The following is a 25,564-nucleotide window of genomic DNA, read 5'->3' on the forward strand; positions in this document are numbered from 1 at the left end:
CCTCATCACTTTTCACAGTCCAGATCCATAGTGAATGTCATTGTGAGTCCTAGGCGAAACAATCTGAAGGTTACTTAGATCATATACAGAACCGCCTTCAGAGATTGGCACTTCATGGTGAAGATTGAATGACTGGCCAAAGGCACCACTTTCATTAAGATGTTCTGAGGGCGCAAACGGCGCAAAGCCATTCTGCATCTGGACGATATTCCGACGACTGAATCCAGCCGTTAGATCAGGGTTGCTGCCAATATTTTCCCAAATCGCAGACCTCAGATCGGCAAAAGTATTGAACCGCTTACCGGCCAATGCCTGCCCGACCTGAGCTGGAATTGGAGTCGGCTTACCGGCATCTAGCCAAGCTCCAGAGATAGGCTCAAGGTCACGGCTGACTGTAGTAATGCCCGGCATATTACGAAGTTGCGTTGCTGTCGGTGCTTTGTCTGTGACGTTAACAGACCCCACGTCGTCCGCCAACCGCACGACAGGCGAGCGCACCCCCACTGGCGGCACGATGGGCGTATTGATCGACGTGGGCGTGAAGCCTTCCAACGGATAGAACGGCGAACGCAACGCGAAGCGCCCAGAACCAGCTTCGAAGGTCACGCCCGTGGAACGGCTGTACGTCATAGTCGACAACGCGTCGGCAGTGAAGCTCCCCGCCACGCGGCTCACGCCGATACCTGCCTTGGCCAACGCGGTGCCGCCGTCGATATTCATCGCGACCTCACCGGCCAACTTGCCGAACGCTCGTCCCGAGTCGAACTGATCGGCATACCGAGTCGAATCGCTCAGTGCAGCCGCATGGTCCAGATCGCCCTTCAGACGACCCACGTAGTTGGCTGTCTGGTCGACCGGATGTCGCGCAAATGCCGCCGCCGCGCTACCGAGCTGCACGAGGCCGCTACCCAGACGATCGGCCGCCCCGTCGAAGGCGTCGGTATGGACATTGAAGAGCGCATCGCTCACTCCGTCTCGTCCGGCGATACGTTCCACGTATGCCGAGCCCAGCAGGCCACCCACGTTGGTTAAGCCACGAGCTACGTCGTAGATGGACTCACCGATACCGGCAAGCGAGCCCGCCGCACGGGCTGCGCCGCCCAGGAAGGCGTTGTACTTCGGACTCGTTGAATCAGCCGACGTCAAGTCCGGTGCACGGGTAACGAAAGACGTATCAAACGAAGGGTCGTCGATCTGGAAGGTCGTGTCCGGCTCCCCGATATCCGGCATGACGCTGGTCACGCCGGTGATCGGGGGCAGCGAACGTGCGACCGGGCGATTGTCGACAGGGAATTTGCTGAAGTCGATCCGGTTGGACGGCTTCTCCGGGTCGGGAAGCGCAGAACCCTTCACCGCGTAAAAGTCACCGGCGGTCGCGTGTCCGTTGCCACCCCAGTATTCCTGCGAGTCGGGGGCGACCAGATAGCGATTTAGCGAGGTATCCGGGCGAGAGACGTCCGCACCCAGGTAGGCATTTGCCGGTGACACCCCGAAATTGGTGCCAGGAACGCCAACCACCGGCGCGAGCCCGATCTGACTGAGTGCAGTGTTCAGCGTATTGGCAGCCTGTCCGTTGGCTGCCGCGAAATACCCCCTTAGATTCGCTTCGGTCGTGCCTTCGATGTCATTAGCTACCCGCGAGGATTCGGCCGCCAGATTGGCTGCCACCCTGTCGTCGAGTTTTACCTGATTGCGCGAGGAAGGCGCCGCGTAGGTACTGACCAGGCGATCACGCACCGCTGCACCCACGCCGGAACCGATCGCGTTACCGACGATGTCCTGCCAGCTCTGCACATGATGGTCACCCAGGGCCTCGCTCACCTCGCGCGTTACCGCTGCCTGGGTGAACGACGCCCCCGCCGACGATAGCGGTCCGGCTGTCGCATCACCGCCCAGTTGGTCATAGGAGAGCGGACCGATCTGGGCCGCCGCAGCACCACCGGCTGCGCTGGCCACAAGGCCCGCCAGGCTGAAGTGTGTCGGCTCGTTCAACACCTTCGCGGTCGCTACCGCACCGCCGTAGCTAGCGGCGGCACCTGCTGCGCCACCTGCCACCGCCGAACCGGTGACACCGCTGACGAACTGGTCGGCGTACTGCCCTGCCCCGGAAGCCACGGCGGAAATCGCTACTTCCTGCAGGCTGATCCCGTGATGCGTACCCAGCGCATCGCCGACCAGCTGCCCGGCGATGTTGCCTGCCACCGGACCGGCAAAGTAGCTGACCACCACGGTCACGGCGATCACGATTATCGCGGCCACCACATTGCAATGCTGCTTCGGCGGCGGCGGAGGCGGCGCGATCACCGGCAGGTTCGGTGTGGTGCTGCCCTGGATCTCGCTGGGGTTGTACGGCTTGAACGTCGTCGAATCGTTCTTGGTCGTGGTGATCGACGGTATCGTCAGGGTCAGGCCGACGGTGAGGTCGTTGTCGCCGTTGAGCGCATTGGCCTGGGCCACCACATACCACAGGCTGGCGTTGCCGTAGACGGCCTGGGCGATGGTGCGTAGCGAATCGCCCTGCTGTACCACGTAGTTGCTCGAGCCATCTCCGCTGGAAAAAGCGGTGACCTGGCTCGTTACGTCGAAGAGCCGGGCGTCGTTGCTGTGGATGTACTGCTGACCGTTGACGTAGTAGTAGTGCTGCGTCTGCGTGCCGGCGCTGTTACCCTGATCGATGGTGCTGCCGTTCGCGGTACCGTCCCTGCGATTGATGATCTGCCCTCGCCCATCGGCGGCGAACAGGCGTACCTGGTCCTGGACCGTACCGTAGGCGTACTGGGTGTGCTGGACGATGGCGATGCGATCGCCGAATGCGTTGTAGTAGCTCTGGTCCGTCGCGGTTCGCACATCGCTGTTGCTGCTCGAGTTCTGGCCGATGGTGGCCGCTTCGAGATAGGTGTCTTTCTTAAGGTAGCTGACCGTGTACTGGTCGGTCCGCGTCGTACCGGTCTTGTACTGGTAAAAAACGGCATTACCCATCGCGTCGTAGCCCGATACACCGCCCGGGCCCTGATAGAGCACGGAGCTCTTCAGGGTCATGCCACTCCACTGGGTCGCGCCATCGGCGGGCAGCGGATCGGGCGTCGTTTCGCCCCCGCTACCGTCCCAGAAATCCGCATGGCCATAGGTCTGCTGGGTGGCCAACCGCCCGAAGCCATCGTAGCGGCTGATGGTGGCGTTGTAGATGCGGCCACCGATGTCGTTGCCCTGAGACGGGCTGGCGCCATCGAGGTACTGCGGGCTGTCCGGGTCCGTCTTGGGGTTGTAACGCACGTTGGAACGCGCGCCACGTGCGTAGTACTGTACGTCGGTAATGACGCTTCCGTTGGCGTCGTAGGTACGCGTCTCCGCTATACCGTTGTCCTCCTTAGTGTTGAGAGTCACCGCGTAGTCGGAACGAATCAGTTCGTTCCGCAAGTCGTAGACGTTCTGCTGGATACGCTGGGTCGTGCCAGAGAGCGTATAGCGCGCTCGTACGTTGCCTGCGCCGTCGTAAGCCAGGCCAAAAGATGTGCTACCCGAATCCAGCACAATCGCGCCATCGACCAGCTTGCCCGCCGACACAGTGACGCGATTGGCGCCGTCGTAGTCGTACCAGGCATCGGAATCGTCCGCCCCCACGGTGCCGCCCGTGACAATACGACGCCGGTTGCCGTTGGCGTCGTAGCCGATGTTTTCCCAGCGCAGCGGATATTGGCTGTCGTTGTAGATGGTGACATTGATGAGACGGCGCTGCCCGTCGTACTGCATGCTTTGATGCTGGGTTATCGTCTGGCCACCGCCGTCGATGACCGAGTTGTCTTCCTGGCTGAGGAGGCCACGGCTGTTATAGCCATAGGTAGCCCAGCTGCCGTCACTACGATCCATCCGCGCAATCATGCCGGTCGCGGTGTACTGGTAGGTCGTCCACGATGACGACACCGGGCGCACTCCCACATAGGCCGGCGCCGACGCTCCGGTCATCTGGGACTGCCAGTTATCGGTCTCCTTGACCAGAAGGCCGGTGTCCTTGTCGTAGGCGTATTGATAGCTAGCGCCCGACAGGTCCGTGTGCGCCAATGCACGGCCATAGACATCGCGCTGCCACGTCTGGGTATTTCCGTCGGCGTCGGTCTGTGACAACAGATGGCCGTTCAGATCATAGACCGACCGGTTGCCGTACTCGGTGTTGTCGTCCGGCATGGGCACCAGGAACTGGTAATTCCATTGCACGGCGTCGAACACCGCGGAGCCGCCACTGCCATCGGTGCTGCCGCTCAGGCCGATCGTCGCGTATGCCGCGCCGTCGGGCGCCGTACCGGTCACGGAAACGACCTCGTACTCGCCCTGGTCGCCGTTGACGATCTCCTTACTTTTGTCGTAGCGCAGCAGGTTGCCAGCGGCGTCGAACCACATCAGCAACAACGCGCCACCGGGATGCGTACCGTCGGGCTTGTAGAGCGCGATACTCGCCTGGGCCGTGATCGACTGACCCGATACCACCGGCGCACGGTTCTGGTTGATCATGGTCGACGCGCCTGTACCGTCGTAGACGCCTTCCCAGGTTCCGTTCGCGGGTTTGGTGCCCTGGATGATCGACCAACCCGGCAGTTTGTCCCAGCCGCTGTCCCCGTTCTCGAAATCAGGGTTGAACGGCTGCATGCCGAAGGTGCCGGTGGGCATGCCGGAGAAGTACAGCCTTCCGTTGTGTTCGGCCGTGGCCGCGTGTTGTACCCCGTTCTGGGTGTAGATCACCCGGTTCTGACTGTCGTACACGTAATAGTTCGCGCGCCTGTCGGCACCCGTGGTGTCGCCGGCCTGGAGCAAGGCCGCACCCACGCCGTCATAGGTCACCAGGCGGTTGCCTGCCTGGTCGAGGACGTAAGCCTGTCGCCAGGTAGCGGCGCGCGTGCCGTTGGCATCGGCGCCGAAGTCCCCTTCGCGAACCGTCCGACCCAGGAAATCGACATCGACGAACGAGATCTCATGCGCGTTGACGCTGGCATCGACCTCGGTCGCCACACGATTGCCCATGGCATCGTACGCGTAGAGCGTGACGTCGCCTGCACCATCGAGCATCTTCAGCAGCTGCCCGGCCGCGTTGTACTCGTACGTGGTGCTGTTGCCGTTGCCGTCCGTTTCGCGGATCAGGTTACCGGCGGCGTCATAGCCCTTGGTCGTGACGACGAGCGCGCCCGTATTGACGCCATTCGCACCGATGACCGAGTCGCCCGGCTCTCGCTCCCGGATCAGGTTGCCAAGCTCGTCGTACGAATAGTAGAGGTACTTGTGCTCGAGATCGTACGAAAGGGTGATCTTACCCCATACGTCATACTGGTACACCATCAAGCCAGGCTGGATAACGCCATCCAGGGTGGACCACTGCTCGACGACGTTGCCGTTCGCATCGCGGCGCAAATGGCCGACGACGTCATCGTTACCACCCGTTATCGGCGTGGTATCGGTCTCGATGTCTCCACCGAGGTTGTAGCCATAGCGGTGCAGCACGCCGGTTTCGCCGTCGATGCGGGTAGCGACACGGCCAGCGTGGTCGTACGTCATGACGCTGAGGACGCCGAGCGCATTGGATGTCTGCGTTACCTCGCCGAACGCGTTGTAGGCGGTGACCCGCTGACTCTCGGTGACGCCGGTAGCACCGACCGTCCAGTTCTCAACCTCGTGGCCGTTGCTGTCGTAGCGATGGTGCGTGACAACCAATCCGCGCGAGCCATCCATGCCGACCTGCCAATGCGTGCTGGTCAGCAGGCGGCCGGTGGCGTCGTAAGCGTTGTAGGTAGCGGTCGAAATGGATGGGTCGGCAGAGCCGCCCTGCGCCTGGGTCCAGGTGGCGACCGCGTTTCCAGCATGGTCGTAGATGGTGTAGGTGTCGGAACCCTGGGCACCGTTGGAAGCGGTATGCGTCTGCACGATGTTGCGCCCGGCGGCATCGTAGCCAAAGCGGGCAATGTCGTAGCCGACCTGGTAGAGCGTGTCGCTTGCCAGGGTAAGGCTTGGGTCGGCGGCCAACCTTTCTTTCCAGTCGGACACGAGCATCTTGACCGGCGGCGCATCCACCTCCGCAATGCGTCCCAGGGCGTCATACACCGTTGTGATCGTGCTGCCGTCCCGCGTAACGGACGTCACGCGGGCCATGGCGTCATAGCCGTAGTACGTCGTCGCCGTATTCTTGGACTGATTACCCTGGGCATCCGCCGATGTACGGCTGGTGGCTTCGCTGGTGCGGTTACCGGCCTTGTCGTAGGTATAGGTATTTATCCGATAGTCGGAAGGATTCTGAGCATCCCATGGGTTGTAGTACGTTTCCGAAAGCACGTGCCCGAGCGCGTCGAATGTACGGCTCACATAGCCGCCGGCGATACCCGCCGTGGAGGTCTCGAAGCCGTCGTTGTCATATTGATGGGTGGTGGTTTGCCACGTGTCCGAATAATGGACGGAATCGGCGGCCAGGCGCAGGACATTCACGCTCGCGAGTCGCCCATTCGCGTCGTACGTGTAGGTGGTCGTCGGCCGGCCACGACCGGACGCGCCATCGGCGCTGACAAAATCGACCTCGGCAAGCACAACGCTCAACTTGCGGCCGTACGCATCGTACGTTGTCGTCACGGCACGATCGTCGCCGCTGCTGACCAGCCCGGCATCGATATCCCCAGGCTCGAGAGCGGTTCCTGCTGTCCAGCCGTGCCCAACGGCACCGAAAGCAAAAGCCGTTGCGTAGCGCGTAACGCTGGTCACATTGCCATACGCGTCGTACGCGTATCCGGTGACTTCTCCTCCCGCGTCGATGTCGAACGAGACGCGGCCCTGGTGATCGTAGACGACGTAGCTGTACTGACCCAGCGCATCCCGGGTGACGACAGCCTCACCAAATGCGTTGCGCGCTACCGTCGTGATGGCAGCCGGCGCGGCATCGACGATCTTCCCCTGGGCGGGATCGTAAGCACCGCCGCTGGCTTGGTGGCTTTCGAGAATGTTGCCACGCGCATCGCGAACGTAGGTCGTCGAGGCGATGGAGCCGCCTATGCCCGTGGTCGTTTCACGCAGCACCTGGCCGTCGTCGCCATAGGCGTACGACTTGATGATCGACCCCATCCCCGTATGGAGAACCCCATTGTCGTCAAACCATGACTGGGCAACGGCGGGTCCGGTCTCGGCGGCAAGTCGCCCCTGGCCATCGTAGGCGTAGGTCCAGGTACTGCCGGAAGGATCGGTATACGATGTCTTGTTGCCACGGTCGTCGTAGCTGTAGTGGCTCACGGCTCCAGGATTGAGGTCATCATGTGAGCTGACGACGCGACCCTGCGCATCGTACTGGTAGAAAGTGGTGTACCTATCGCCCGGGTTCGGATTGGCGGCTGCGGTTTCGCCCTTGAAGTCCCAAGAATAGGGTGGAATACGGTTGCTGTAGACGATTTTGGCGATGACATTGCCGTCGGCATCGCGATCGTACTGCGTAACCGCTCCCATCTCCGAGACGCTGTATATCTCGCGTCCCGCGGCATCGTAGACGTGATCGTGAAGATACGACGCCGCGCTGATCTCGCTGAGGAGTTCTTCGGACGAACCCTGGCTCAGTGCATGGCCACGATCGAGGCTCCGTGTCTGGCCTTCACCCACGAGGCGTCCCGCACCGTCGTAGGTGTACATGAAGATGAGTTCGCTGTTGTTCGTGGCTCCGTTGAACTGGACGAGGAAGCGCAGATTCCCACGACGATCGTAGTAATGGCGTTCCCACCGCGCATTGTCATCCGTGTTACCGGCGGCGACGATGGCGTCGCGAATATCCTGCAGGCTGGCGGCGCCGCGCCGAAGCGCCGTGCCGAAGCTGCCTTGGATATCGACCGCTCTACCATAGGTCATCTGGTCGAGCAGGCGTCCCGCGTTGTCGTAGCGGTATTCGACCACGCCTCCTTCCGCGTCGATGGTGAAGGCAAGTCGGCCGGCCGCGTCGAAGAATCGATAGTCGCTGCGGTCGTCCGGCGACGGTGACACCACCGCCGCAAGTGTCGCGAGTCGCGCGTCCACCGTATCGCCATCACCTGCACGGAGCTCGGCCACGGTCGTGGTGGACAGCAGCGTGGCGTAGCGGGTCGTTCCAACGACCCTGCCCTGTGCGTCACGGTGGGTCTGGACAACGCTTGCGCCACGTATCGTCTGCGCAGCAAGCCCGGCCGGGTCCAGCGACGAGGTGCCGACGTCGTCGACTTCCCACAGTACTTCGCCTGCTTCGTTGTAGACGTAGATCGAGCTGAATCCCGCCGACGATTTCTCGACGAGGTTTCCGGCCGTGTCATAGCGGTAGCTGATGGACGGCCCGGTCAGGCCTTGCTCGAACACAAGGTGGCCCGCGGCATCGTACTGGCGCACGGCTTCGGTGCCGTCCTCGTGGACCTCGTCGACGGCATGGCCGTCCCGGTCGTAGGCGTAGTGGATGTCCCTGGCACCACCCATGCCCTGAAGCGGAGTCACCTGCATGCGGATGACGTTGCCTCGATCGTCGTGTGTAAGCGCGGTAACGATGCCGAGCGGATCGGTCACCGTGAGCGCCAGGCCGCGACCGCTGTAGCGGGTGGTCGTCTTCAGCGCCAATCCGAGCGGATCGACGGTGGCCGTGAGCACGCGGCCCGCCGCATCATAAGCGTAGTCCGTGCGGACGCCGCCTGCATCGGTAAATGACGTCTGATGGTGCGCCAAGTCCCAGGCGTGAAGTTCCTTCGTCGAGTCGGGGTAGTCGACCTCGCTGAGGTTTCCCATGTAGTCGTAGAGATACTGGGTGACCTGCCCGTCCGGACCTTGCATCCGTATCCGCTGGCCCCAGGCGTTGTAGTCCGAGACGGTGACCAGGCCGCCGGGCGAGGTCATCGTCATCTCGTGCCTGGTGTCGTCGTAGCTGTAGGTCGTGACCAGACCTTGGGTGTCGGTCACGCTCAGCGTGCGTCCCAAGCCGTCGTAGGTCGCAGCCTCGGTACGCTGGCTACCCTGCACGGTCAGCGAGTGCGAAAGCTGCTCGCCCAACGGATCGAATACGTAGGTGTCGAGATGTCCGGTCAGGTCGGTGTGCATCACCGCATGGCCCAGGCCGTCGAAGGTCCAGCGATCGTCGGCAATGATGGTGGTGCCGGTACTCGACGGGACGGTTACGAAAGTCCGGGTGGCGCGTCCCGATCCATCGCGTTCGTAGACGGTCGTGCGCTGGAAGCCCCCCTGCTCCGTCTGCGAGACCAGTTCACCGAATCCGTTGTACGCATAGGTCGTGACATTCCCACCCTGGTCGAGCCGGGTGACATGGCCGGCGACATCGTACGTGTAGAGAGTTACGCCATCCGGATCGGCACTGGCAGGCACCGCCGCTAGCGCTTCGAGGATTGCCGGGGACGTCATGCCGGTAAGGCTGGAAGGATCGATCGAGGCGCTGTAATCGACCTCGCGGGTCGGACGACCCTGTGCGTCGTAGATCCACTGGGTGACGTCCGCGCTGCCGTTCGGGGTTCCGTCGGTACCGCGCTCACCGACGACCTTGAAGGCGACATGCCCCGCCGCGTCGTAGACATACCACGTGGTATTGCCGGCGCCGTCGGTATGCGACGAAAGGCGCCCCATCAGGTCGTAGGTGGACGAGCCGGACGCGACGAGGTCGGCCTGGTAGACACCGACCTTGGTCGACTCGCTGATGACGTGGCCCATGGCATCATGGCGGTAGTAGTTCACCCGCTCGTCGAACTGGTGGACACCGGTCACCCACCCCCGGGCATCGACGTCGTAGGTGGTCCGCAGGCCGTTGCCATCGATGTGCGATATCAACGCACCCCCGGCGGTATACGCCCATTGCTCCGTTTGCGAGCCGACACCCGCTGCCGTCAGCGACGCCACTGCGGCGGCAAGGCTGCCGCGACTGTCTTCGGCTACCGCGGCCGCATAGCGCGTGCGGGAAACGACCCTGCCGCTCCCGTCGAACGTCTCGACGACAAGAATGCCGTCGGCATCCAGTTGGCCCGCGGCGCGACCGTAACCGTCGTAGAACGTGATGGTGACCGCGTCGGCTGGGCTGGCCGTGGGCGTCAGCTCGGCCAGCGTCCCCGTGTCGCGAAGGCCCGGATCGGTCAGGGTCGAAAAGCGCCGGCTGCCGACGACCCGTCCGGCCACGTCATAGGCGACCGTCTGCAACGAGCCATCCGGGTCGAGGACGGCCACCTGGCGACCGTTACCGTCGTAGAAATAGCGCGTCGTACGGGTCGTGCCGCCCGGCGCCAGGTCGTGCGCGACCTGGCTGAGCAGCTTGCCCGCCGTATCGTAGGTGTAGGAGGTTTCGACACCTGCATGGTGCGTCGACACGAGCTGGCCGAGATCGTCGTAGGCATGCTGGGTGACATCGTCATCGGCCGCCGCCCGGTAGGTGTACGAGGTCATCGCCGATGTCGGCACACCGCCGTCATCGAGCCAACCGCTCGTATCGATGCGGGTCGCGGCGATGCGCATCTCGACGACGTGCCCTTGCGCATCGTAAGAGACATGGTTCGACGAGCCATCGCGGCCGATCGTGTCGGTAACGCGCCCGTCCGCATCGCGGAATGTAAACGACGCGACACCGTCCGGATCGATCTGGGCTACCTGTCGGCCTGCCGAATCATAAACGAAGCGCGTCGTACGTGAGTTCTGCGCCGAGCCCGCCATGTAGCCATCGATCGTCGAGACGGTCATGCCAGCGGCGGGATCGCCGATGCCCGTGGTGTAGTCGGTCGAGGCAACCAGCAACCCGCTTGCGTCGTACGTGTTCCTGTGGACGGTCTGGCCGGAAGACCCATCGATGACGCCTTTGTCGAGCTGGTAGATGACCCGCCCTGCCGCATCGTAGACGTAGCTCGTCTGGCTATACCACGTGCCCGCGTAATCGTTTCCCATCCACTGCGCGTTGGTCAACGCATTGGTGTCGTTACGGATAGCGTCCTTCTCGCTTTCCGTCGCGCTGGACTGGCTGGGTGGGGAATTGACCAGGACGGCATCTAGCCGACCGTCAGGCTGGTAGAACCAGCGAGTCTGCTCATGATTTCGGCCAAATTCGACGACCTTCCGGCCGTCACCGTCATAAACGTCCAGCGTCTCTTCGAACGTCCCCGTCGCGGCACTGGCGTCCAGGGCTGCGAACGTCGCATTCAGAGTCGTACTATCCCGACGGTTCACTACGTCGGCGGCCACCTCGGACATCGAGACCAGGGTTCCGTAATAGCGCACGGCGGTTTGCTGTCCCAGTGCGTCGTGCCAGTAGCGCGTCAACGTACCCATGCCGGCACCAGGCTTGCCCGCTGAGTCAAGCGTATATCTCAGATGGCCGAGGTCATCGTACGCCGCATAAGTCGTGGTGCCATCTGGCTGCGACGTGGCGATGACGTTGTTATCCACGTCATACACGTACGAAGTGGTCAGGGCCTGCCCGGTCGCATCGGCTGTGCGCTCAACAAGCCGGCCCCACCCGTCATAGCGATAGCGCGTCACCTGCGACCTTTCCCCGGGCGAACTGACCGTCGAGGTGAGCACATGGCCGTCGATATCGTAGGTGTAGGTCTCGATCGTCGCGTTGCCTGTAGCGTCGCGCACCACCGTCAGCGCAGCACCGGTCGTCCCATAGGTGTAACGTGTGACCACCCCCGATGGATCCGAGACAGAGAGCTGCCGCCCGAGGGCGTCGTAGGTCCAGGTCGTCGTGAGGGCCAATCCGTCTGGATCGACTACCTCGGTCAGTTCGCGTCCGGCGGCGTCATAGGTGTGTGCCACCTTACGTCCTTCCGCATCCGTCGCGAGAACCACGTGGCCATCTTCGTCCCGTGCCGTCGTCGATACCGCGCCGTCGGCGTCGGTGGTTGAAACCAGCTGACCTTCGGTGTCGTAGCTATAACGGGTGGTATTGCCAGCGTTGTCGCCTACAGAAACGACGTGACCGTCGTGGTCCTGGGTGCGAGTGACTATTACCCCGCCACCTGAGCGGACGGTCACTACCCTATTGCTATCGTCGAAGGTGTAAGACGTGGTATGGCCCGTGCCATCCGTGCTGGTCAATACCCGACCGAGGAAGTCATAGGTAATGGATGCCTGGTAGTTTTCCGTGCCAACACCGTCGGTACGGGATATCTGGCGGCCGAGCGCATTGTAGGCAAATGCCGTAGACGTGCCGTTTGCATCCGTCAATGTCAATAAGTCGCCGAAGGCGTCGTAGGTGTTATGCGCTGCGGTGCGGGATAGGTTGCCCGCGATGTCTGTCCTGTCCAACACCTTGCCGCTATGATCGTAGGTCAGCAGCGTGGTCGGAGGGATGCCGTCGCGGCTGGGGACCTGAATCGCCGTCAGGTCATCGAAAGCGTCGTAGTCATAATGCGTGACCCCGCCGGCCACGTCCGTGGTGGAGACTACGCGTCCCTTGGCGTCGTAGCTGTGCGTCACCGTAGCGTCCGACTTGGGGTCGGCCACGCTGGCGGCCAGCGTGGAGAGCTCAGCAAGGTCGGTCGTCGAACCCGCACCGCGATTCGCCATGCTCGCGTAGGCAGTGGTGCGCACCACGCGGCCCCATGCGTCGTAAGCCGTCTCGGTGAGCGCGACTCGCGCATTTGCCGCGCCATCCGGACCGGCAAAGCCCTGCGCAACGAATCGCACGCGGCCATCCGCGTCGTAGGCCGTCCACGTCGTATTACCCAGCGGCTCCGTGCGGCTTGTTTCGCGCCCCGCGGCGTCGTAGCTGTACGTCGTTACCCTTCCCAGGGAGTCGGTGCTGCGGATGAGTTCACCCAACGGATCGTATTGGCGCGTTTCGCGGGTAACCGTCGATGCGCCCTCGGTCTCGGAGACAGCAAGAAGCTTGCCGGCACCGTCGTAGGCGTACGAGATGACCACTCCATCCTGGGTGGTATGCGACACCAGACGATCCTCGCCGTCGTATTTGTCGACCGTCTGTGCGGGCCAGTAGTTATAGGCACCTAGCACGCTCCATGTGGAATATGTCCTGAAATCGGAGCGCGGGATGGTCGACCGTGTGGTCGTGCGTGTGTGCGCAACCGGGTCGTACGTGTAGATCGTGACGTACGATGCCGCGTCGATGACGGCGCCGAGACGACCTGCGGCGTCGTACCGGTACTGCGTGACACGATCCGCGGAGGATGCCGCCGGACGCAGGTCATCCAAGGATCCATCGGCCAGCTTGTCAGCCGGGCTACGGTTGGCCCACTCGGTCACTTGCCCGACTTCATTGGCTGGCGTATAGCTGGTCTCGGTCAGGTAACCTTCCGCATCCAGTACGCCGACCACGCGCCCTGCCACGTCGTAGAAGCGGCGCACGATGCGCGCCTGGTCTCCCGTGCCCGTCACCGTGCGGACGACATGCGACAGACCGTCGTAAGTCTGGGTCGTCGTGGTACCTGCAGGATCGGTGATCGTCTCGACACGGCCGGCGCTATCGTATGTATAGCGCGTGATCGCGTCGAGCGCGGACACTGCCACGTTCAAGGCCGATGCGTCGACGGTCACGCCGTTGTCGCCAAGCCAGCCGGTAGTATTGGCAAGGTTTGCCCGCAGGATCTGCGTGAGCAGACGGCCAGCATCATCACGAACGTATTGCGTCACGGCACCTGTCGGATCGACGGTTGCGGCCAGATTTCCGGCATCGTCGTAGAAGCGGAAGCTCGACGCACCATCTGCTGCCTGGGTGGCAACCAGCTCACCGGAGGCGTCGTACACGAAGCGTGTCGTTCGTGACAGGCTGCCATCCGACGCCGAGACTGTCGAAGATACCAACTGGCCGCGAGCATCGTAGGCCTGATTGGCGATCGTGGACTGGCCGCTGTTACCATCCGTCGTCGTAACGATAACGTGGCCATTCGTACCGTATATCCATGTGGTGCGTTGACCTGAGGAGTCGACGCTGCCGATCTGGCGGCCCAGGCCGTCATAGGCATAGCTTTTCGTAACCGTACCAGTGCCGTAAGCCGTCGATTCCTGCACCAGAAGCCCACGGGCATCATGGATGTAGTTAGTGATCTGGATCCCGTTCCACGAATTGGACTGGACATAATCCGCCCGGGCGATCAGCTGGCCGCGCGCGTCATAATCGAACGTGATCTTCTCACTCCTGTCCGGATCACTGTCGTTCCACCAGCCCCCCATGGTACCGAGCGTGGGCACGGAGGTCGGCGTTAGACCCGTCAAGTCGAAGGTCCGGGTGGTCGCTTTCCACTGTACTTTCAGCACTCCGTTATCGTCGTAGTCGTAGCGGGTGACGTCCCCAGCGGCGTCGATCACGTAACGCAGGCGACCATTGGTTTCGTACACGTAGCGGACAGTGCTCGCCGACGTGGCGGCGACGGAGGCAACATCCGGATGGGCTGCCTGGTATGTTGTCTCAGTGAGTACGCGGTTGCTGGCATCGAACGTGCGTGTCACGGTGTCGCCTGCCGCATCTTCCTCCATGATGCGATTTCCATGCGCATCGTAGGTGTAGGTCACGCCACGGCCAGTCGCGTCGTAGGCCGTGAGCACGTTGCCCCGGGCATCGTAGGTATAAGTCGTTACTTCGCGCTGACCATCCACCGCCGGCGAAGTAATGTTGAAAATCCGGCCGCTATCATCCGTCTTGTAAATCCAGCCCCGACCCGCACCATCCGATACCGTAGTCAGCAGGTAGGCGCGGCCGCTGTCGGTGGTGGTGGCGTAGTCCATGACCTGGACGTTCTGAAGCTCGCCATTCATGGCTGCCGCCACGCGGCTGAGGTGGTACTGGCCATCGACGAGGGTATAGCTATAGCTTACCGACAGGCCATCGTCCTGCGCCATGGAGGCCATGCGCATGCTATCGCCGTCGTAGGTATAGCGGGTGGTGAAGCTGCCTGCGGGGTTGCCGTCATCACCGACCAGCGAGGTGGTAACCGAGCTTAGCCGACCCAGCGCATCGTAACCGTAGCTCACCGCCTGCCGGTCGACAGCCGCCATCCCGTTCAGGGCGATCGACACGGTGGAAAGGCTTGCCAGGCGGCCTTGAGCGTCGTAGCCAAAGACGAGCGCATCGCCATCGCCGGCGCGCACCTGGTGCAGTCGACCATCGACATAATCCAGGCTGTAAACCGCACCGGAGCGCGGGTCGGCAATCGTGGTCAGGAGCCCCTGGTTGTCGTAGGTTTCTTTCAGCCCGCTGCTCCCCGCTGTCCAGGTCCACGTGTTGGACGACGTGTTCCAGGCCAGGGTATCGATGGCGCCGGATTCATCCGTGGCGGTATAAAGGCCGCTATTGGCGTCATATGAATAGTTGACCAGGGAGCCATCGTCGGCCTGTCGCTGCACCGTACTTCCGGCCTGGTTAGCTGTGCCAGTGAGGTTGACAATGGAGCGGCTGAATCCAAAGGACCAACTGCCGCCGACCCCAGACCCGGCGCTGTTGTAGGTACGGGTGTCGGAGAGTGCCATGCCGTCGAAGGTGAGACCACCGTCGCTACCTTGCAGAACAAGGTGGCCATTGGCAGCGTTGAGGTACTGGGTACCCTGCCCGACCAACCCGCTACCAACCGCGGCACCCGCACCCGGCCTGAATCCATTCAACAGGCCGAGCCCGTTACCCGATACCACTGCAACCATGATCGATACCCCAGCCAGACCAAGCCGCTTTCGCGGCGTACTAGAGTGTCAATCCATGATTTGCAGAAAAAGTTTAGGGTGAATTTCGATATTACGTTTTCAGCAGAGCCAGCACCGCTTCGTGAAGAACATGCCGAAGCTCGGGGCGGCCCTGCATGTCATGATCGACGGCAGCGAGGATTTCATGGAATAGCGGGTCGTCCGTGGCGCGATCCCCCCACTGCTCGGCGAGGATGCATCGCAACAAGGGCAGGCGCAGAGCATCCATGTCCCGCTCCGTATGCGGCGCATCGCCCACGATGGCGCGCAACCGCTGCCGCAACGACAGCGGTTGCGCGGCCTGTGCACTGGCGGTCGAGAAGGCCTGGCCTCGCGCTTCCGGCTTGCGTAGCGCGCTGAGCGCTTCGGTCATCATGCGCGTGGTGTCGGGGCGGAGGGGATCCATGCTCAAAGACTGATCTGCCAGCGGTCGTGCATCATACGCTCGCGTAGCCGTTCCATCGCCTGACGGTGCAATTGTGACACCCTGCCCTTGGTCACTCCGAGCACGTCGGCGATCTGCACGAAGGGTAAATGCTGCACATAGTGCAGCTCGACCACCGAGCGTTCGTTGTGCGTGAGCCTGCGCATCAATGCGGACAGGCGCTCGCCCAGCTGGCTGCGAAGCGCGGCTTCGTAGGGCGTCTCATGCGTGGCCTGCATGGCCCATTCGGCGTGGATCGCCATGGCATGCCCCGTCGCCAGCCCCGCCACGATGGCCAGCAGGCGCTCCACCGGATCGTCGAAAGGCTGGTCGAGGAGATCGTCCGTACCGTCGTCGGTCTGTCGCGCCTGGACGCCCGCCGAGAGCAGCCGCAGCGCACGCAAGCCGTTGAATACGGCGCCCCGCACACGCGCATGGGCGAAACGCTCGAACGGTATGCCGCGCTCGGGATCGAAGGCACGCATGGCTTCCAGGAGGCCGACGGTCGCGTTCTGGACGTAGTCGGACCAGTCGTCGCCGCGACCGCGCACGCGCAGGAACACGCTACGCGCCACGCCACGAACCCACGAGGCATAGTGGCTCACCAGGGCATCGATCGCCTGTCCGTCACCCGCTTTCCAGCGTTGCCATCCGGCAGCGGTGTCGAAGGGTACGGAGTCGAATGCCGGGTCGGCGAGCACGGCGGCCATGTCAGTGGCGGTAGCTGCCCAGCAGCGCCTGTGCCACCAGCACCCAGCCGTTGATAAGCAGGAAGAGCAGGATCTTCAACGGCAGGCTCACCGTCGCCGGTGGCACCATGATCATGCCGAGCGCCATCAGGATGGCCGCAACGACCAGGTCGATCAGCAAGAACGGCAGGAAGATCACGAAACCGATCTGAAAGGCCGTACGCAATTCGCTCAGCATGAAAGCGGGAATCAGGTGCAACGCCTGGACGTCCGCCAGCGAACGCGGCTGCGGTGCCCCCGCCATATCGACGACGGCGCGTAGGTCGCCCTCGCGCGTCTGCCGGATCATGAATTGCTTGAAAGGCTGGAATCCCGCGGCAGCGGCCGTCGCCGTATCGGTCGTCTTCGCCAGCCAGGGATCGAGCCCCTGCTCCTTCGCCGATTGCAATACGGGTGCCATCGAGAACAAGGTGAGGAACAGCGACAAGGTAATGATGACCGCGTTGGGCGGTGTCTGCTGCAGCCCCAACGCACTGCGGATCATCGACAGCACGATGACGATGCGGGTAAACGAGGTCATCGCGATCAGCAGGGCCGGGATCATCGACAATGCCGTCAGCACCATGACCTGTCGCAGTGCGGGTGCGATATCGCTCTGCCCGGCCACATCCTGCCAGGGGTCGGCGCCCGCGGCCCACGGCAGCAGCAGCGCGAGCAGACCCAGACCGAGCGACAGACAAGTCTTCTTCACGGTCGTCCCTCCCCGTCGGGGCCCAGTGCATGCAAGTGCACGCCGTGACGCGACTCCACCAGCAACATGCGGCGATCGGCATCCTTCAGGACGAAGGCCATGCAGGTCGGACTGACCCGCAATCGTTGCTCGACGGTCATGCCGGCCGTGGGCGACGACACTGACGGCACGCCGCCGAAGACGCCACGCCTACGCAGGTACCACAGCGCCAGATACGCGAGCGCCAACAGGACGATCGCCACGGCCATGCCACCGAAGGACCCGCCCACGGTCGGCTGCGGCCCCTGCCCGAAGGGAATGCCGGTCGATGACGAGGACACGGGCACGGTCGGGACGCTCATACCTGCGCGAGCACCTTCACGATCTGGACGCCGAAGTGGTCGCCGACCGCGACCAGGTGGGCTGTGGCGACGGGCTTTCCGTTCAATGAAAGCGTGATCGGCTGGTCGAGCAGGCTGTCCAGCTCGACGATATGACCGGTCTTTAGGTCGAACAGTTCGGACAGCGGCACGTCGGCCTCACCGAGGGCTGCCGTCAGCTTCACGCGGACGTGCCCCACCATCGACAGGTCGGGGGCGATCGACGCACCCACCGTGGTCTCGGCCGGCGGGCTCAGGGGTTCGAGCAACAAGGGCTCGACAAGGACGGAATTCATGGCATTCACTCCAGGGATATCAGGGGGGAGACGAGTCGCAGGGCGCGGCGGCCCTCGCGTTCGCCAAGGTGGCCGCGAGCGACGAATTCGCCCGTGCCGTCGATCAGGCTCAGCCGCGGCGCGGTATCCAGGCGGGCCTGGGTGACCAGCACGTCGCCGGCCCGTAAGCCGCCCAGTTCGGACAACGCGATATCGCCCAGGTCCAGTGTCGCGGCGAGCCGCGCGAGGGCATCGCTCGCTGCATCCTGTCGGGTTTCCAGCGGGGCCGACGATGTGCCCGGTGACGGCGCCCATCGGTCCGCCGCCGTACGCGACAAGCGGATGCGCAGTTGTAACGGCCCGACCGACAGCACGAAGCCCGTGGCACCGTATTTCTCGTTACAAAGCGCGGCGTGGGCGGTCACGTCGAGCACCGCCGACCCGGGCTCGAGACCGGACTGACCTGCAAGCATTGCCAGCAGATCGCCGATCGCGGCATCACCCACGAAACGTGCCAACGGGTTGCCTTGGTCGGAACACGTTGCCGTCAAGGCACCGGCCAGCAAGGTATTTCCCGCTGCATTTTCGATAGCGACCGAGCCCGCGTCGTCGATCGCGTATGCGCCTGGATGCGTGTCCATGGCATCGAGGGTCACTGTCACCACGCCGTCGGCCACGCACGACCACTCGCGCCACCACGTAGCGGCGACCGCCGCGATCCGTTGACGGATCGCCTCGCGGCGAGTGCTTCCGATCCAGCCGATACGCTCAGCCACCGCCGCCTCCGGTGCTCGAGTACAGGTCGCGCAACATGCCATCGGTGACCGTCAGCACACGCGAGCTGGCTTGGTAGCCGCGCTGCACGATGATCATCTGGGTGAGCTCACGGGTGAGGTCGACATTCGACAATTCGAGCGAGCCACCGAGGATCGAGCCGAAATTCGCATCGTTCGCCTTGCCCAGTCGTACTTCGAGCGAGGCGGGCGCGGTGTAGAGTGCGCCACGCGAGGCATCCAGGCGCTGTTCGTCGCTGACCGTCGCGAGCGCTATCCGCGGCCCCTGCTTCTGCTCGCCATTCGAATAGGTGATCTGCAATACGCCATCGTCGTCGAACGTGGAATTGGAGATACCCAGGACGCCGTGGCCGTCGACCACCTTGCCGCCGACGCTGGACGCGGTACCGCTCAGCTGGGTGACGCCACTGAACGTACCTGCGGTACCCATGGACACCGCCACGGTCTGCGCCGTGCCGTTGTATGACAGGTGCAGGCTTACGTCGCTGAAGCCCGGCGTAAGGGCTCCGGTGGTGTCGAAGCGAAGCTGGCCGGTACCGACCACGGTCCCCGTGTCGTCCTTGAACGATACCGACCAGCTGTTCGCCGTAGCCGCATTGGTGTTCGTGAACGTGGCGGTCAGCGTGTGCAGCACGCCTGCCGCATCGTAGACCTGCAGGCCGGTCACCTGCTTGGTTGTGTCGGTTTTCGCCAGGTTGCCGGAAAACGTGATCGAGGTGGTGGGCGTCGGTGGCAACGTCGTCAGTCCGTCGATGCTGAAATCCGAGAGTGCGCCGCTGCTGTTCAGGGACTCGACCTTGTAGCCCGTCGTATCGTCGATCAGCGTTCCCGTGTCGTCGAAACGGAAGTGCCCTGCCCGGCTGTAGAACGTGTTGCCTTCCTTGTCGTGCAGCACGAACAGGCCCTTGCCACGGATCGCGACATCGGTTCCGGTGCCGGTCTGCTGCGTATCGCCTTCGGACAGGTCGGTGAACTGCTGGGAGAGCTGCGTACCCGAACCGTCGCCGGTGCTTTCGAAGAACGCACTGCGTCCCCGATACCCCGGCGTATTCATGTTGGAAATGTTGCTGCCGATCTGATCGAGGCTCTTGGAGAAGCCGAACAGGCCGGACAGACCGTTGAACAGGGCCTGGAACATAGGTCGATTCCTTACGGCTGGATGAGCTGGATTTGCGACATGCGCACGCCGGTCACGACGGCCCCGGTGCTGCTGTCGGTGACGGAGAGCTGCACGCCACCCGTGGTGTAGTCGACCGCCGTGACCTTTCCGGTGGTCGTGCCGCCGCCACTACCCAGCACCTGGACGGGGTGGTTCAGCAGGGTGATCGACTGGGCCGACGAGTTCATCGTCAACATGTCCTGGATGCCCTGGTTGGTCTGTCCGGATAACGCGATGCTCTCGAACTGCGACAGCTGCAAGAGGAACTGGCTGTTGTCCAGGGGCTGCATGGGATCTTGGTACTGCAACTCACTGACGAACAGCTTGATGAAATCCTGCTGGTCGATGGCCTTGCTCTTGACCCCGGCAGAGGTCTTGTCATCGCCTCCCAGCACGGAGCCGATCGCGTCGACGGTCATGTCGTTTCCTTTCCTGCGGTCATCAACGGGCCGCCCGTGGCGGCCCACACTTCCCTACCGTTCACGACGATGCGGGAAACCTCGTAGCCGCCATGGCGGGCGTGCGAAAGCAATGTGTCCACCACGGCGGGGATGTCGCCTTCGGCCAGGTGGTAATCGCGCAGGCGCAGCGTGGTGCCCGACTCACCGATCGCTGCGGACAGGCGACGGCGCAGCCATCGGCCGGCGGGGCTCGTGTCTACCGCTGCGGTGGCGTCAACCGTGGTGCCCTCATCGCCGGGCATCGTGGATCGATCCGCGTCGATCGGTGCCGATACCACCGCGTAGTGCAAGGAGCGTCCGGCGGTCTCGCCACCCACAAGCTCATATCCCTGTCCGGGCATCGAGGCGCGCTGTTCGATCGCGGCGGCGTTGTCCGCGCTCGACGGCGATGCCGCGGATAGATCGTGTGTCGTCTGGACCCCCAGCATCGACAGGTAACCGATGACGCGCAGCCCTTGCGGATAGATCGTGGCGCCGGCGCCCAGGGTGGACTCGACGCTGGTCGACGGCATGGGCAGGAGGGCCGCCGCCGCGACCCGGTCGATCGGTGCCTGAGCACCGGCGTTCGCTGGCTGTAGCGACGGCGCGGCATGGGCGTCGGACACGCCATGCCCGGGAGCATTCCTGGCGGGCGTATCCAGGTGTTTTTCAAACGTGCCGCGATCCGTGCGCTTCTCCACCGGGCGAGCGGCAGGTGCGTCGACTACGGGTGGCGACGGCACGGATCCCGGCAGAGGCATTCCGGTCATGCGGATTCCCCCCGACGAGCCAGCCACAGGTCGATACGGTCCGACGCGTCGCGTGCGGCGACCTCGGTCAGGTGCAGGTTCGACAGGCGGGTGGCACGGTCGTCGGTCGACGTTGCCGTCGCTTTCGCATCCGCCCAGCGCTGCCGTGCCTGCCCTTCGACGATGGCCGCTGCGTCCTGCAGGTCGATCGCCGTGTCACGTTCACCCGCCGCGGCATCCGCGATCTCGCCATAGAGCAACCAGGTGCCGACATCGTGGCGCGTACCCAGGGCAAGGGCACGCCGTTGCTCGATATCAGCCAGTGCGTGTTCCGCCCTGGCCACGTCCTGGCACGTGCGGTCGAGTTCGAGCCGGGCACTGGCCAGGCCCTGCCGCTCGCGCTCTTCGCGGAACGCTTCGATGGCCGCCATGCGCGCGGCAAGCCTGACGCGATCGCGCTTCATGCGATGACCTCGTCGGCCGCCAGGAGCTGCACGAGGGCGGCGTAGCCGTCGTCGCGGCGAAGGCTTTCGTCCGGCGCCTGGCGGAAGAAGGCTTCCAGCGACGGCACGTGCCGGACGGCGCGGTCAAGCATTGGATTGCTGCCCTTCTGCCACGCCCCCATATCGACCAGGTCACGCGATTGTTCGTACGCGGCGAACAGGCGTTGCACGTCGGTCGCGATGGCGCGTTCCTCGCGCGTGGTCAGGCGGTTGATCCAGCGACTGACGCTGCGCAACGGGTCGACCGCCGGCCACTGTCCCCGGTTGGCCTGCTCGCGTGTGAGCACCACGTGCCCGTCGAGCAAGGCGCGCATATGGTCGGCGACCGGCTCGTTCATGTCGTCGCCTTCGACCAGCACGCTGTAGACGCTGGACACCGAGCCGCGTCCCTGGATCGCCCCGCCGCGCTCGGTCAGCTTCGGCAACGCATTGAATACCGACGGCGGATAGCCGCGCGAGGTCGGCGGTTCACCAGCGGCGAGACCGATCTCGCGCTGGGCCATCGCGAAACGCGTGACCGAATCGACCATCAGCAAGACGTCCTTGCCCTGGTCGCGGAAATATTCCGCCACGGCATGGGCCACGTGGGTGGCATGCGCACGGACCAGTGCCGGCTGGTCGGACGTCGCCGCGACGACCACCGCGCGGCGCATGCCGTCTTCGCCCAGCACCTGGTGGATGAAGTCGCCTACTTCGCGACCGCGCTCGCCGATCAGGCCGATCACGATAACGTCGGCCTGCACGTGGCGCGCGAGCATGCCCAGCAAGGTGCTCTTGCCCACGCCGGAGCCGGCGAAGACACCGACTCGCTGGCCCTTGCCCATCGTCAACAGCGTATCGACGACACGGACGCCGGTTTCCAGCACGATATCGTCGTCCCGCCGGCTCAATGGATCGATGGGCGCGCGATGCACCGGCCAGGAGGTGTCGGTGGCGATCTCACCCAGGCCGTCGATCGGCACGCCGAAGGCATCCACGACGCGGCCCAGCAAGGCGTCTCCCACAGGCACGCGCAGTTCCTTCCCGGTGGCGCGGATGCGGTCCCCGACCGCGATGCCCGTCGTCGCACCGAACGGCATCAGGAGTACGTGCCCGTCGCGGAAGCCGATCACCTGGAGCAGCAGCACGCCCTCGCGATGTGGCCCGCGCAGTTCGCAGACCTCGCCAAGCCGCGCGTCCGGTCCGATCGCTTCGACGACCAGGCCGTTGCAGGCCACGACGTCGCCTTCGCGATGTCCGGGCGCAAGGGCGGTCATGGCCGAGCGCAGGCGGGCGGCGTTGAGGTTCATACCGATGCGTCCCCGTCCGCGCGGGTGGCCAGCAGATGGAGCAAACCGTCGCGCAGGATGTCCATGCGCTCGGCGATACCGGCCACGGTGCGTCCGCGTGGCGTGTCGACCTCGCAGGCGCAGGGGATGAGTCGTTCGTCCGCTTCCACCAGCGTGTCGCCCACGCACGCGCGCACCGCATCGACATCGTTTGGCGACACGCGCAGGCGCAAGGCTCGATCCGGTAGCTTGCGCAGCGTTTCCGCGCACAGCGGCCCGATCAGGTCGTCCGCTGTATGCCGCTCGCCGAAGAACCGGACGACAGCGGCATACGTCGCCTGCACGACCAGTGTCTCCGCCCACGCACGGTCGTCGTCGAGCCTTGCGCGCCAGGCGTCCGCAACCGTCTGCAAGGTCTCTCGTTCACGCCCGAGGGCCGCGATGGCCTCGTCGAGTGTCGTCTGTGCCTCGGCCTGCCAGGCCAGGCGAGCTTCCTCCGCGGAAGCCGTCGCTTCGTGGGTCGCGCGCGCCATGCCGTCGCGGTACCCGAGGTCGAACCCGAGCTGGTGGTCGAGTTCCGTGTCGGTAGGGTGAGACGGTGCCGCATGCTCACCCAGCCGGCGACCGGGGCCATGGCTGATCGATGCGCCGTCGAGGCGGCGGGCGGCGGATTCGGACGAGTTCATGCCGACGCTCCGCTATCGTGCGGCCAACGTGTCAGGGTGGCGGCCAGACGCGGCGGCAACGGTGCCGGTCGCTTCGCCGCGGCGGTCAGGACGCGCTGGCAGCGTGGGACGTCGACCTCCACGAGGTAGCGCTCCATCGCATCGCCATCGTGGGCAGTCAACCAGAGCGACACCCAGTCGTCGTCGAGTGTCGCGAGAGCCTGCAAAGGCAGCGCCAATGACGCCGTGACCGGCACGGGTGTTGGTTCCGGGGCGATCGAAGCGCAGGCCGGCGGTTCCAGGTGGCGCGCCGCCTCCGCGAGCCGAGCGGCGCCTGGCATGCGCAACAGTGCATGCGTGGCCTCGGCTACCTCGGCGGGAAGCCGCGCAAGGAGCCACGCCCGATCGTCCGGGTGCAACCGGGCCAGGCGAAGCGCGGCGTAACGGGTGCCCGGCGTCATCATCGTTGCTCCGGTGCCCCGATCCAGGTCTGCACGTCGGCGAGCAGTCGCTCACGTTCGGCGAGGGTCAACCGTGCGACACGCCGACGCGCCCGTCCCACGGCAAAGCCGACGCCGGTCATCGCGACGACCAGCGTCACGCCCAGGGCAGCCTGAACCCACCATGGTGCGTCCCAGCCCGGTATACCGACGTCAGTCACCGCGGCACGAGCAACCGTTGGGCTGGACGTGGCGCGGACGGGAGCCGCCGGTGCCGCACGATGCACCGCGCCGACGGCCGCGATATCCAGGCGATCGCCGCGCTGGGTATCCAGACCCGTTGCCGCACTGATGACCGTGGCCAGGCGCGAAACGACCGCCGTATCCGTGCCGTAAGGGACCAGTACGCCGATGCTGATACGTTCGACCCGACCGGGGGCCCGCTCGATTTCTTCCTGCTCGCGGCCATGGGCGAAATCCAGCTCGGCGTCGCCGCTACCGGCGCGCGAGGGATCGCCCTCCGCGGCCGGGGCGGCGTGGGTCGATGAATTCTTCTGGTGAATGACCAGGCCGTTGCCGTCCTTGCCCTGGGCGAGCAGACGGTCGCTGACCTGCTTGACGCGGTCGTAGTTGAGTCGCACGTCCACGGACACCGAGTAAGCGGCATCGTCTCCCAGCGTCTCGCGAAGCATGGCATCCACACGCTGGCGCAGGCGGCCTTCCACGCGAGCCTGTTCCTCGCCCTGGTCGCCTGCCCCGCCGGCACCCGACGACAGCGGTACGCCACCTGCGCCGATCACCGCCACGTGTTCCGGCTGCAAGCCGTCGACAGCTGAGGCCACCAGCTTCTGGATGCCAGCGACCTGCCGGGGAGTGAGGGAACGATCCGGCCGGGTGGCGAGCGTGACGGATGCCTTCGCCGGCGATTCGTCTGCCTCGAACATGCCCGCGCGGCGCAAGGTGAGGTGCACGCGCACGGAGGCCACTTCCGAGATCGCGGAGATGGTCCGCTCCAGTTCGCCCTGGATGGCGCGCTGGTAGTTCACCCGCTGCGAGAATTCGGTGACGCCGAAGTCGGAATCCTTGAAGGTCTCAAAGCCCACGCTGCCGCCGTGCGGTATGCCCTGCGCGACCAGCTTCATGCGGGTGTCGTAGACCGCATCGGCGGGGACCAGCAGCGTGCTGCCTTCGTCCGCGAAGCGGTGCGGAACCTGCAGGGCATCCAGCGCCGTGGCGATTTCCGCAGCGTCCGACTCGCGCAGCTGCGCGAAGAGCGTCTCGTAGCGCGTGCGCATGGTCCACCAGCCGATCAGTCCGGCTAGCAGCAGGATGCACGCAATGCCGCCGATCAGGGCCATGCGCTTGCGTGGCGACCACGTGTTCCAGAGGTTTCGTGCCTGTTCCAT

15 protein-coding genes are annotated in these 25,564 nt (G+C 64.2%); all 15 read right to left on the reverse strand.

Going from position 1 to position 25,564, the window contains the following annotated elements; translation table 11 throughout:
- Nucleotides 1–12: 12 nt before the first annotated feature.
- Nucleotides 13–15,603: a LysM peptidoglycan-binding domain-containing protein gene (locus ACVKN3_RS01220; protein WP_354513038.1), complete on the reverse strand. Its 15,591-nt coding sequence runs from the start codon at nucleotides 15,601–15,603 to the stop codon at nucleotides 13–15.
- Between the two features lie 91 nt (nucleotides 15,604–15,694).
- Nucleotides 15,695–16,018: a hypothetical protein gene (locus ACVKN3_RS01225; protein WP_354513036.1), complete on the reverse strand. Its 324-nt coding sequence runs from the start codon at nucleotides 16,016–16,018 to the stop codon at nucleotides 15,695–15,697.
- Between the two features lie 32 nt (nucleotides 16,019–16,050).
- Nucleotides 16,051–16,776 (reverse strand): sigma-70 family RNA polymerase sigma factor, encoded by a 726-nt coding sequence (locus ACVKN3_RS01230; RefSeq protein ID WP_354513034.1) that lies wholly within the window; start codon nucleotides 16,774–16,776, stop codon nucleotides 16,051–16,053.
- Between the two features lies 1 nt (nucleotide 16,777).
- Complete coding sequence (gene fliP, locus ACVKN3_RS01235) at nucleotides 16,778–17,506, reverse strand: flagellar type III secretion system pore protein FliP (RefSeq protein ID WP_354513032.1); 729 nt, start codon at nucleotides 17,504–17,506, stop codon at nucleotides 16,778–16,780.
- The gene (locus ACVKN3_RS01240) at nucleotides 17,503–17,847 is read right to left on the reverse strand and encodes a hypothetical protein (protein ID WP_354513031.1); all 345 of its coding nucleotides are present in this window, start codon (nucleotides 17,845–17,847) and stop codon (nucleotides 17,503–17,505) included. The genes fliP and ACVKN3_RS01240 overlap by 4 nt, the downstream gene beginning before the upstream one ends.
- Entirely contained in the window at nucleotides 17,844–18,161 is a 318-nt protein-coding gene (locus ACVKN3_RS01245; RefSeq protein WP_354513029.1) for a FliM/FliN family flagellar motor C-terminal domain-containing protein, read from the reverse strand. The genes ACVKN3_RS01240 and ACVKN3_RS01245 overlap by 4 nt, the downstream gene beginning before the upstream one ends.
- Nucleotides 18,162–18,166: 5 nt before the next feature.
- Nucleotides 18,167–18,916 (reverse strand): hypothetical protein, encoded by a 750-nt coding sequence (locus ACVKN3_RS01250; protein ID WP_354513027.1) that lies wholly within the window; start codon nucleotides 18,914–18,916, stop codon nucleotides 18,167–18,169.
- Nucleotides 18,909–20,072: a flagellar hook-basal body complex protein gene (locus tag ACVKN3_RS01255; protein WP_354513025.1), complete on the reverse strand. Its 1,164-nt coding sequence runs from the start codon at nucleotides 20,070–20,072 to the stop codon at nucleotides 18,909–18,911. Before ACVKN3_RS01255 ends, ACVKN3_RS01250 begins: the two co-directional genes overlap by 8 nt.
- Before the next feature lie 11 nt (nucleotides 20,073–20,083).
- Entirely contained in the window at nucleotides 20,084–20,512 is a 429-nt protein-coding gene (locus tag ACVKN3_RS01260) for a flagellar hook assembly protein FlgD (protein ID WP_354513023.1), read from the reverse strand.
- Nucleotides 20,509–21,303 (reverse strand): hypothetical protein, encoded by a 795-nt coding sequence (locus ACVKN3_RS01265; RefSeq protein ID WP_354513021.1) that lies wholly within the window; start codon nucleotides 21,301–21,303, stop codon nucleotides 20,509–20,511. Before ACVKN3_RS01265 ends, ACVKN3_RS01260 begins: the two co-directional genes overlap by 4 nt.
- Nucleotides 21,300–21,746, reverse strand: coding sequence for a hypothetical protein (locus ACVKN3_RS01270; RefSeq protein WP_354513020.1), 447 nt, complete (start codon nucleotides 21,744–21,746; stop codon nucleotides 21,300–21,302). Before ACVKN3_RS01270 ends, ACVKN3_RS01265 begins: the two co-directional genes overlap by 4 nt.
- Nucleotides 21,743–23,074 (reverse strand): FliI/YscN family ATPase, encoded by a 1,332-nt coding sequence (locus ACVKN3_RS01275; protein ID WP_354513018.1) that lies wholly within the window; start codon nucleotides 23,072–23,074, stop codon nucleotides 21,743–21,745. The genes ACVKN3_RS01270 and ACVKN3_RS01275 overlap by 4 nt, the downstream gene beginning before the upstream one ends.
- A complete protein-coding gene (locus ACVKN3_RS01280) occupies nucleotides 23,071–23,739 on the reverse strand; it encodes a FliH/SctL family protein (RefSeq protein ID WP_354513016.1) in 669 nt (222 codons plus the stop codon). Before ACVKN3_RS01280 ends, ACVKN3_RS01275 begins: the two co-directional genes overlap by 4 nt.
- Entirely contained in the window at nucleotides 23,736–24,182 is a 447-nt protein-coding gene (locus ACVKN3_RS01285) for a hypothetical protein (protein WP_354513014.1), read from the reverse strand. The genes ACVKN3_RS01280 and ACVKN3_RS01285 overlap by 4 nt, the downstream gene beginning before the upstream one ends.
- On the reverse strand, nucleotides 24,179–25,564 hold the full coding sequence (fliF, locus tag ACVKN3_RS01290) for a flagellar basal-body MS-ring/collar protein FliF (RefSeq protein ID WP_354513012.1): 1,386 nt from the start codon (nucleotides 25,562–25,564) through the stop codon (nucleotides 24,179–24,181). Before fliF ends, ACVKN3_RS01285 begins: the two co-directional genes overlap by 4 nt.

Source organism: Luteibacter sp. PvP120 (genome assembly GCF_054055715.1).